The 10,158-nt window shown below is 73.5% G+C and carries 9 protein-coding genes and 1 pseudogene; 6 read left to right on the top strand and 4 right to left on the bottom strand.

The features are described from left to right. Together ACWC09_RS40450 and ACWC09_RS40445 are read right to left on the bottom strand one after the other, a co-directional pair. Nucleotides 1–154: pseudogene (locus ACWC09_RS40450) on the bottom strand (glycosyltransferase); the annotation flags it as partial. Beyond that, nucleotides 151–864 carry a glycosyltransferase family 2 protein gene (locus ACWC09_RS40445; RefSeq protein WP_450856060.1) on the bottom strand — a complete coding sequence of 238 codons (714 nt, stop codon included), beginning with the start codon at nucleotides 862–864 and terminating at the stop codon, nucleotides 151–153. The gene ACWC09_RS40445 and the pseudogene ACWC09_RS40450, both read right to left, overlap by 4 nt. A gap of 115 nt (nucleotides 865–979) precedes the next feature. Here ACWC09_RS40445 and ACWC09_RS40440 point away from each other — a divergent pair, with 115 nt between their 5' ends. Further along, complete coding sequence (locus ACWC09_RS40440; RefSeq protein WP_450856059.1) at nucleotides 980–1,768, top strand: response regulator transcription factor; 789 nt, start codon at nucleotides 980–982, stop codon at nucleotides 1,766–1,768. 2 nt (nucleotides 1,769–1,770) lie between these two features. After that, nucleotides 1,771–2,880, top strand: coding sequence for a sensor histidine kinase (locus tag ACWC09_RS40435; protein ID WP_450856058.1), 1,110 nt, complete (start codon nucleotides 1,771–1,773; stop codon nucleotides 2,878–2,880). Nucleotides 2,881–2,907: 27 nt separating this feature from the next. Here the strand turns inward: ACWC09_RS40435 and ACWC09_RS40430 are convergent, their stop codons facing one another. Further along, nucleotides 2,908–3,897 (bottom strand): NAD-dependent epimerase/dehydratase family protein, encoded by a 990-nt coding sequence (locus tag ACWC09_RS40430; protein WP_450856057.1) that lies wholly within the window; start codon nucleotides 3,895–3,897, stop codon nucleotides 2,908–2,910. 166 nt (nucleotides 3,898–4,063) lie between these two features. Between ACWC09_RS40430 and ACWC09_RS40425 the strand changes: the two genes are divergently transcribed. The 3 genes from ACWC09_RS40425 to ACWC09_RS40415 all read left to right on the top strand — a co-directional run bounded on the left by ACWC09_RS40425 (nucleotide 4,064) and on the right by ACWC09_RS40415 (nucleotide 6,064). Then, entirely contained in the window at nucleotides 4,064–4,711 is a 648-nt protein-coding gene (locus ACWC09_RS40425; protein WP_450856056.1) for a hypothetical protein, read from the top strand. A gap of 180 nt (nucleotides 4,712–4,891) precedes the next feature. Continuing rightward, entirely contained in the window at nucleotides 4,892–5,473 is a 582-nt protein-coding gene (locus ACWC09_RS40420) for a sigma-70 family RNA polymerase sigma factor (RefSeq protein WP_450856055.1), read from the top strand. Nucleotides 5,474–5,527: 54 nt separating this feature from the next. Further along, on the top strand, nucleotides 5,528–6,064 hold the full coding sequence (locus ACWC09_RS40415; RefSeq protein WP_450856054.1) for a hypothetical protein: 537 nt from the start codon (nucleotides 5,528–5,530) through the stop codon (nucleotides 6,062–6,064). Between the two features lie 46 nt (nucleotides 6,065–6,110). Here the strand turns inward: ACWC09_RS40415 and ACWC09_RS40410 are convergent, their stop codons facing one another. Continuing rightward, nucleotides 6,111–8,765: a glycosyl hydrolase gene (locus tag ACWC09_RS40410; RefSeq protein ID WP_450856053.1), complete on the bottom strand. Its 2,655-nt coding sequence runs from the start codon at nucleotides 8,763–8,765 to the stop codon at nucleotides 6,111–6,113. Nucleotides 8,766–8,910: 145 nt separating this feature from the next. Between ACWC09_RS40410 and ACWC09_RS40405 the strand changes: the two genes are divergently transcribed. Further along, complete coding sequence (locus ACWC09_RS40405; protein ID WP_450856052.1) at nucleotides 8,911–10,086, top strand: MFS transporter; 1,176 nt, start codon at nucleotides 8,911–8,913, stop codon at nucleotides 10,084–10,086. The last annotated feature ends 72 nt before the right edge of the window (nucleotides 10,087–10,158 follow it).

The following is a 10,158-nucleotide window of genomic DNA, read 5'->3' as shown; positions in this document are numbered from 1 at the left end:
GCCGGGTGGCGGGGGCGGCCGCGACGGCGCGCAGGGTGTCGCCGAGCGCCGCCTCGGCCAGGGCCGCGGCCTCGGCGGGGCTGAACGGCGGGGTGAGCCGGGTCTTGACCCGCCCCGGCAGCGGTTCCTTGGCGATGACGAGCAGCGTGGTCACCGTACGGCCCTCCCGACGGCCGGGGGCTCCGCCAGAACGCGGCTCATGTCCCGTACCGCCCGCCAGGTGCCGCGCCAGGTGCCCGTCACCTTGGAGGCGCCGGTCCGGGGCAGATACGGCACGTCGTGCTCGCCGATCCGCCAGCCCGCGTCGGCCGCGCGCACCACCATCTGGAGCGGGTAGCCGCTGCGCCGGTCGTCGAGGCCGAGGGAGAGCAGTGCCTCACGGCGGGCGGCGCGCAGCGGACCGAGGTCGTGCAGACGCAGTCCGGTACGGCGGCGCAGCAGTCGCGCGAGCGCCAGGTTGCCGGCCCGGGCGTGCGCGGGCCAGGCACCCCGGCCCTGGGCCCGACGCCGCCCGAGCACCAAGTCGGCCTCTCCGGCCCGGACTTCGCGCACGAAGGGCACGAGCAGCGCCGGGTCGAGGGAGGCGTCGCAGTCGCAGAAGCAGACGATGTCGGCGGTGGCGGCGGTCAGCCCGGCGTGGCAGGCGGCACCGAAACCGCGGCGCGGCTCGTGGACGACGGTCGCGCCGAGCGAGCGGGCGATGTCCGCCGACCCGTCGGAGGAGCCGTTGTCGACGACCAGGGCCCGCCAGCCCACCGGGATCCGTTCCAGTACCCAGGGGAGGGCCCCGGCCTCGTCGAGACAGGGAAGCACCACGTCCACGCCGGTCGGTGCTGAGGGTGATGAGGTGGTCACGAGGATCACCCTACGAACGGGAAGCGGGCATATCGGACGAGCGCTCCTTACGAAACACGGACGTCGGGGCCCGCGCGCGGTCTCGGGAGCGACGCCCGCGACGCCCCGGTGCGAGGCTGGGGACATGCAGCAGCCGTACGCACCCACGGGGGCGAAAGCCATGGACGGGACCGCCGGACCGCAGCGGCAGGGCACCGCCGAGGAGGCGCCGGCGGCGTCGGCCGCTCCCGGTGCCGCCCGTGTCCTGGTGGTCGACGACGACCCGACCGTCGCGGAGGTCGTCGCCGGCTACCTCGGCCGCGCCGGTTTCCTCGTCGACCGCGCCGACGACGGCCCCGCCGCCCTCACCCGGGCCGCCGCCCACTGGCCCGACCTGGTCGTCCTCGACCTGATGCTGCCCGGCATGGAGGGTCTGGAGGTCTGCCGGCGGCTGCGGGAACGCGCCCCCGTACCGGTCGTGATACTCACCGCCCGCGGCGACGAGGACGACCGCATCCTGGGTCTGGAGGTCGGCGCCGACGACTACGTGACCAAGCCCTTCAGCCCCCGCGAACTGGTCCTGCGGGTGGCGTCGGTGCTGCGCCGCACCCGCCCCGCCCCGGTCACCCGTCCGCTCGCCGCGGCCGGTCTCACCGTCGACCCCGCCGCTCGCCGCGCCACCAGGAACGGTACCGAACTCGCCCTCACCCTCCGGGAGTTCGACCTCCTCGCCTTCTTCCTGCGCAACCCGGGGCGGGCGTACAGCCGGGAGGACCTGATGCGTGAGGTGTGGGGCTGGGACTTCGGCGACCTGTCCACCGTGACCGTCCATGTCCGACGGCTGCGCGGCAAGGTCGAGGACGACCCGGCCCGGCCGCGTCTGATCCAGACCGTCTGGGGTGTGGGCTACCGCTTCGAACCGGAGGGGGAGTGACCGTGCGGGACACCGTTCTCATCGCCGGGTACGCCTTCGCCGGCGCCGCCGCCACGGGCCTCGCCGGAGCGGCCGCACTGCGCCTCGTCCGGCGCCGCTCGCTCACCCTGTCCGTCACGGTGGTCGCCGCGGTCGGCGTGGGCGGTGTGCTGGCCGGCACCCTAGCGGTCGCCTGGGCGATGTTCCTGTCCTCGCACGACCTCACGGTCGTGACCACGGTCGTCGCCATGGCGGCCGTCGTCTCCCTGGTGACCGCGCTGCTGCTGGGCCGCTGGGTGGTCGCCCGCAGCCACGAACTCGCCGTGGCCGCACGCTCGTTCGGCGAGGCCGGGGACTTCGCCGCACCCGGCGTGCCCGCGACCGCCGAACTGGTGGCGGTCAGCCGCGAGTTGGCCGCCACCAGCGCCCGGCTCGCCGAATCCCGGGACCGCGAACGCGCGTTGGAGTCCTCCCGGCGCGACCTCGTGGCCTGGATCTCCCACGACCTGCGTACCCCGCTCGCCGGACTGCGCGCCATGTCGGAGGCCCTGGAGGACGGGGTCGCCGCCGACCCCGACCGCTATCTCCGGCAGATCCGCACCGAGGTCGACCGCCTCAACGACATGGTCGGCGACCTCTTCGAACTCTCCCGCATCCACGCGGGGACGCTGCCGCTGAGCCGGAGCCGGGTCTCCCTGTACGACCTGGTGGGCGATGCGCTCGCGGGCGCCGATCCACTGGCGCGGGAGTACGGGGTACGGCTGGTCGGTGACGGCGTGGAGCCGGTGCCGGTCGAGGTGGACGGCAAGGAGATGAGCCGCGTCCTGGGCAACCTGCTGGTCAACGCCATCCGCCGGACACCCGCCGACGGCACGGTCGCGGTCGCCGCCGCGTCCGGCCCCGACGGGGTCGTCCTGTCCGTCACGGACGGCTGCGGGGGAATCCCCGAGGAGGATCTGCCGCGCGTCTTCGACACCGGCTGGCGCGGCACCCACGCCCGCACCCCGCCGGCCGGCGCGGGTCTGGGCCTCGCCATCGTGCGTGGGATCGTCGAGGCCCACCAGGGCCGGGCCACCGTACGCAACATCCCCGGCGGCTGCCGCTTCGAGGTCACGCTGCCCGTGGCACCGTGAGGTCGGGCCGCCGGGCCCGAGGCCGGCTCACCCGGCGGCCGCGAACTCCCGCATCCCCTCCGCGAACCCGACCTCCGGCTTCCAGCCCAGCTCGGCCCGCAGCCGGGCGGAGTCGGCCGTGACATGCCGTACGTCCCCCAGGCGGTACTCCCCGGTGACGACGGGCTCGGGCCCGCCGTGGGCGTCGGCCAGGGCACGCGCCATCTCGCCCACCGTGCGGGGCTCACCGCTGCCGGTGTTGTACGCGGTCAGTGTGCCCGGCGCCGAACTCGCCTCCAGCGCCACGACATTGGCCGTGGCCACATCCCGTACGTGCACGAAGTCCCGGCGCTGGCGGCCGTCCTCGAACACGCGGGGCGCCTCGCCCCGGGCCAGCGCGGACCGGAAGAAGGAGGCGACGCCGGCGTACGGGGTGTCGCGGGGCATCCGGGGCCCGTACACGTTGTGGTACCGCAGCGAGACCGCCGACCCGCCCGTCGACCGGGCCCAGGCGGCCGTCAGATGCTCCTGGGCCAGCTTCGTCGTGGCGTACACGTTGCGCGGATCGACGGGCGCGTCCTCACCGACCAGCCCCGGCCGCACCTCGGCGCCGCACACCGGGCACCTCGGCTCGAACCGCCCCGCCGCCAGATCGGCGACGGCCCGCGGCCCCGGCCGTACGACCCCGTCGCGCGGGCACGTGTACCGCCCTTCCCCGTACACGACCATCGACCCGGCCAGCACGAGGTGCCGTACGCCCGCCTCGGCCATGGCGGTGAGCAGCACGGCGGTGCCGAGATCGTTGCGGGAGACGTACTCCGCCGCGTCCCCGAACCCCACGCCCAGCCCCACCATCGCGGCCTGATGGCACACGGCGTCCACCCCCGCCAGCGCCCGCCCGACCGCCGCCGGATTCCGCACGTCGGCGCCAGGACCCTCCCGCACGTCGAACACGACGGGCTCGTGCCCGCGCCCCTCCAACGCCTCCACGACATGGGACCCGATGAACCCGGCACCGCCGGTGACCAGTACACGCATACGCCCACGCTAGGCCGGAGAGCCCGCCCACCCGGACGCCAGCGCAGGCACGTCACGACTCCGTAAGACACGTGGTGGGATCACACTCTGTGAATTGAGTGGGGGCACCTGTGGATTTCCGTACCCCCGCATGACGACCGGTGGCCGGATGCCAGGATGGGGCGCCATGACAGCAGGGTGGTGTTCTCGCACGGTTCGGGCCGCGGTGTTCGCGGTCGTCTGTGTGCTGCTCGCCGCTCTGGGGCACGTGCTGATGTCCGGTGGTCATGTGCCCGCCTGGGCGTTGGTCGCCGGTGTGGTCGGGACGGGTGGCGTCGGCTGGGGGCTGGCGGGGCGGGAGCGTGGAGCGGCGCTGATCGTAACCGGCGTGGTCGTCGTCCAGGCCGTGCTGCACGAGGTCTTCTCGCTCGCGCAGCCGTCGTCGGGCGCGTCGGCCGCCATGGACATGGGCTCGATGGACATGGGCTCCATGCCGATGGGTTCCGTGGAACACGGTCCCAGGGATCACATGGGACACGTCGGGGAAGCGACGGTCGGCGATGGTTCGTCGTCCGGCATGCTCGCCGCCCATCTGCTCGCCGCGCTCCTGACCGGTCTGTGGCTGGCGTACGGCGAGAGGGCCGCCTTCCGGATCCTGCGGGCCGTGGCCGGGTGGCTGGCCGCGCCGCTGCGGCTGCTGCTGGCGCTGCCCGTCCCCCCGGACCGCCCGCGCGTCCGCCCGCGCCGCCCCCGCTCGGACCGGGCGCCGCGCCTTCGTCATCTCGTTCATGCGATCACCTCTCGGGGACCCCCTGCGGCGACGGCTGTCGTCTGAGGACAGCCGGCTTCCCGGGGCCGCCCCTGCGCGCCTCGGGCCCCGGCCGTACGCCCGCCCCCGCGCCGTAGCGTCAGCACGCCGCCGCGCCCGAGCGTCGTAGGGCCGTCTCCCCTTCACCGGACCGCCCGCGCCCTCGCGCGCCCCGGTCCGGATCACGGATCCCGAGAAGGACACCAGGTGATCACCTCCGCATCCGCCGACGAGTCGACAACCTCCTGGGCGCTGGCCGCCCGGGGCGGCGACACGGACGCCGTCGAGCACTTCGTCACCGCTCTGCACCGCGACGTCCGGCGTTACGTCGCCCATCTGTGCGGCGACCCGCAGGCCGTCGACGACCTCGCCCAGGACACCTTCCTGCGCGCGCTCGGCAGCCTGCACCGCTTCGAGGGCCGTTCCTCGGCGCGCGCCTGGCTGCTGGCCATCGCCCGGCGGGCGGTCGTCGACAGCTATCGGTACGCCGCCGCCCGCCCCCGCCTGTCCGACGTACCGGACTGGCAGCTGGCCGTGGAGCTGTCCCAGCCGTGCGACCTGCCCGGCTTCGACGACGGCATCGCGCTGTTGGACCTGCTGGCCGCACTCCCCGACGAGCGTCGGCAGGCGTTCGTCCTGACCCAGCTGGTCGGCCTCCCGTACGAGGAGGCGGCCGAGGTCAGCGACTGCCCGATCGGCACGGTCCGCTCCCGCGTGGCCCGCGCCCGGGCGACCCTGCTGGATCTGCTGGCCGACACGGAGGAGCCGGTCGTAGTGGCGGCGGTCTGAGCCGTGTGCGGGCATGCTGGTGTCCGTACACACGGGCGACCGGGAGGTGCCGGGATGCGGCGGTGGGCCGGAGTCTGGACGGTCGCCGGGGCGGCGGTCCTGGTGGCGTGCGGTACGTCGGCGGGAGGGCCGTCGGGGAGGAGCGGCAGTCCGGCGGTGCCGTCCGGCGGGGCGCCGACCCGGACGTCCGCCGTCCCGTCACCGTCCACGAGCCCGTCCGGATCGGCCACCGCACCGCCCCCTTCGGCGGCGAGCTGTGTCTCCGGGCATGCGGAGGTCACCGTCGGCCCGGGTGGCGCGGTCGTGCGGCGGCTGTGCGTGCGGCCGGGGACCGTGGTGTCCCTCGTCCTGGAGCCCCGCGTCGACGACAAGCGCTGGACGGCCGTACTGAGCTCCGCACCGGCCCTCGTCGTGGCCTCCGGATGGCGGCTGGACACGGACGGCACCGCCCACGCCTCACTGCGGTGCGCCGGTACCCGGGGCGGTACGGCCGTGGTCACGGCGCAGGCGAAGGCACTGGACGTGGCGGGTGCGGCGCGGACCGCCTTCACGCTGCACGTGGACGTGGTCTCGTACACGACACAGGGGTGACCCCGGCCCAGCAGCGGGCCGGAGTCACCCCTGTCGTGCCGCCGCGTCAGCCGCAGTCGCGCACCTTGATCGTGTAGATGCCGCGGCCGTGGGTGGCCGCGTACAGGGTGCTGCCGTCGGGGCTCAGCTTCAGCTGGAGCACGGCGACGGCCGGGAGGCTGCCGACGCGCTGCCAGGTCGTGCGGCCCGGCGCCCGGTAGACGACACCGAGGTCGGTGGCGACGGCGAGGCCGCCGTTCGGCGTGACGACGGCGGAGTTCGTCGGCACGTCGGGGAGGTTCTTGGAGATGTCCTTCCAGGTGGTGCCGCCGTCGGTGGACTCGAAGACATGGCCGACGCCGGCGCCGGGACCCTCGGTCCAGTGCCGGGAGAAGCCGTTGACCGCGAGGTAGACGTGGTCGGCGTTCTTCGGGTCGACGGCGAAACCGCTCAGGTAGCGGTTGGGTACGGTGCCGTCCGCGCCGGTGGCGGGGAGGGTGATGTCGTGCCAGCCGGTGCCGTCCGCGTTGCCGACGGAGATGCCGCGGGCGAAGCCCTGGTTGTTGCAGGGGCCGCACCAGGCCGCGTACACCTTGCCGCCCGAGGCCGCGACGGCGGTCGCGGTATGGCCCGCGCCGAGGTCGTAGACGCTCTTCCACTCGTCGCCGCTGCGGATGGCGTACCCGTGGGTCTGCACCCACACATGCCGGCCGCCCGCGATCCACGTCGAGCTGCTCTTCAGGTCGGCCGCGAGCGGGGCGATGAAGCGGGCCTCGCCGGTGGCGTTGTCGGCCGGGGCGACGTTGTAGGAGGTGGCCTTGCTGGAGTCGGTGATCCAACTGCCGTCGTTCACGGCGCAGTTCTGCGTCACCTGGATCGCGAGGTACACGTACTCCTCGGCGATGTCGCACCCGTTGGCCGGGTCGGTGAGCGTGTCACCGCCGTCGCCGCCGAAGTTGGAGCCCATCACCTTGTCGTTGCTGCGCAGGACGGACTGGCCGTTGTCCTGCAGACCGCCGGTGACCGAAACCCCGCCGTACGTCAGGTCCTTGCCGACGCCCACCGAGTAGTACTGCAGGGTGTCGATCGTGCCGTCGTTCAGTGAGGTCCAGTCGGTGGCATGGCCGGAGGCGTCCTGGGAGCCGTTGACCGGGCGCTTGTAGACACCGCCGTCGTTGCCGACGTACACGAAGCTCTTGCCGTGGTAGCTGCCGATCGCGACGCCGTGCTGGTCGGAGTGGGTGGTCGGGTTGCAGTCGCCGGTCTGCTTGGCCGGGTCGATGGACCAGCAGGGGAAGGAGAAGTTCCAGTACGGGCCCACGGCGGACCAGGTGGAGCCGCCGTCCTTGGTCTCGTAGACCTCCTCCAGGCCCGCGTAGACGTGGTCCGCGTTCTTCGGGTCGACGGTGAGGAACTGGTTGTACCAGGCCTGTACGCCCGGCATGTAGCCGCTGGTGGTCAGCGCCGAACCGTCGGCCGCCAGGCCCTGGTAGTCGGCGATCTTCGTCCAGGGGCCGGTGGGGGAGCCGGACTTGGAGACGTAGACGCCCTCCAGGCCGCTGTCCGGGTTGGTGTTCAGCTGCTCGGGCGACTGGTCGATGGCGTAGTAGCGGGAGCCGTCGGCGGAGCGGGCGAAGGTGACGTTGCCGACGTTGTCCGCGTCGGCCGGCAGGTCACCCAGGCCGCTGGTGATCCGCGTCCAGGTGCCGTCCGTGCTCTTGGTGTAGAAGCCGTTGTAGTCGTCACCGCTGCGCCAGCCGACCGCGAGGACGACCTTGCTCGGGTCCTTGGGGTCGATGGCGATGTCGTTGGCGATGTTCTTGTACGCGGCCGACGGGTCGCTCGCGAGTGAACCGCCCGGCAGATAGTCGGGGTTGGGCGCGAACTCCAGCTTCCAGGCGCCCTTCAGCGTCTTGACGGAGTGGCTCCACACACCTTCGCTGGTCGCCGCCCACACCTTGCCGCCGCCGAAGCGCAGTTCATGGATGGTGGTGGACTCCAGCTGGTCGCCGCCGACCCGGCTGCGGGCGGAGAAGGTGCCGTGGTGCGGGTGGGACAGGACGTAGACGCCGCTGCCGAGGTAGGCGTCGGCGTTGGTGGTCGCCTCGCCGGTGCCCAGCCACAGCCGTCCGCCGCCGTCCAGCGCGAGCGCGCCGGTGGACTGCGAGGACAGCTTGTCGCTGATCGGCTGCCAGTGCCCGCCGCCCGACCGGGACCGCCACACACCGCCGCCCGCGCTGCCCGCGTAGACGTAGCCGTCGTCGTCGGCGGCGATCGCGGCCATCCGGCCGGTCACGTTGCCCGAGCCGCCGCTGGAGTTGGAGTCGATGTCGCGGTAGCGCGCGTCGTCGGAGTTGTACGGCAGATCGGTGACGTTGCGCCAACTGCCGCCGGTGCTGGGCAGGTTGGTGAGGTCGCCCCAGGCGGCACCGTAGGCGCCGGGTGCGACGATGCCGGGCGAGGTGCGGGCCTCGGCGTACTGGTCGGCGCCCTCGGCTATCTCGTCGGCCTCGTTGCCGTCGTCACCGTCCTCGCCCTTCAGGCTGGGGCTCATGGCGCCCACCGACTGCTCGCGCTGGGCGGCGAGTCGAGCCAGTGCGCGGGCGCCGAAGGGGCTGTTGTGGCCGCCGGGCGCGGCGCTTGCGGGTACCGCGACGAGTGCGGCGGTTGCGGCGATGGCGCAGGTCGTGAGCCAACGTCTTCTTCGGGTTGATACTGACACCGGGTCCTCCCAAACGGGCTTGCGTACGGCCGTCGCTGGGACCTGATCACAGGCGGAAAGGGGTGTCCGGAACTTGGACAGTCTTTGACTGGAACCTGTCACTTCATGTGCCGGGTGTCGGCGTCGACAAGGAAGGTGCGACCCTATGCGCCCCTGGCGGTTCGTGGTGTGGTTCGGCACGGTGAGTCTGCTCGCGGACTTCGTCTACGAGGGCGCTCGCTCGATCACCGGGCCGCTGCTGGCCTCGCTCGGTGCGTCGGCTCTCGTGGTGGGCGTGGTGACCGGGGCGGGCGAGGCGGCGGCGCTCGGACTGCGCCTGGTCTCGGGCCCGCTGGCGGACCGCACAGGCCGCTTCTGGGGCCTGGCGATCGCCGGTTACGCGCTGACGGTGGTCTCCGTGCCGCTGCTGGGGGTCGTGGGAGTGCTGTGGGCGGCCTGCGCGCTGGTGATCGCCGAACGTGTGGGCAAGGCGGTGCGCTCACCGGCCAAGGACACCCTGCTGTCGCACGCCACCGCCGCCACCGGGCGCGGGCGCGGATTCGCCGTCCACGAGGCGATGGACCAGGTCGGCGCGCTGATCGGGCCCCTGGTCGTGGCCGGCGTGCTCGCCCTCACCGGCGGCGACTACGGACCGGCGCTCGGTGTGCTCGCCGTCCCGGGAGTCGCCGTGCTGGGCCTGCTGGTGTGGCTGCGGGCGCGGGTGCCCGACCCGGCGGCGTACGAACGGGAGGCCGCGCCCACCTCCGAGCCCACGCCGACGGGTCGCCTGCCGCGCGCGTTCTGGACGTACGCGGCCTTCACCGCGGCCACCACCGCCGGCTTCACCACGTTCGGTGTGCTCTCCTACCACCTCGTCGAGCGGCACCTGATGACGACCGCGTGGGTGCCGGTGCTGTATGCCGCCGCCATGGCCGTCGACGCCCTCGCGGCCCTGGCGACGGGCTGGCTGTACGACCGTTTCGGGGCGCGGGTGCTGGCGGCCCTGCCGGCACTGACCGCCGCCGTCCCGATGCTGGCGTTCACGAACACGGTGACGGTGGCCGTGCTCGGCTCCCTGGTGTGGGGCGCGGCCATGGGCATCCAGGAGTCCACGCTGCGGGCCACGGTCGCCGACCTGGTGCCACCGGGGCGACGGGCGACGGCCTACGGCGTCTTCGCGGGGGTGGTCGGCGGGGCGAGCCTGGTGGGCGGGGCGCTGACCGGCGCCCTGTACGGGGTGTCGATCCCGGCCCTGATCGCGGTGGTCGTGGTCGTGCAGGTACTGGCCCTCGTTCTGCTGGTGACCGGCGCTGCGGGGCCTGAGCCGCGCGGAGGTCACTGAGGGCGGCGACCCCTGGCTTACCAGAGCGGGCTCGTCAAACCCCGTCCCCCAGAGGGGATTTCAACCGGGCGG

This window comes from Streptomyces sp. NPDC001617 (assembly GCF_053596855.1).
This window is presented reverse-complemented; position numbering and strand designations above follow the sequence as displayed.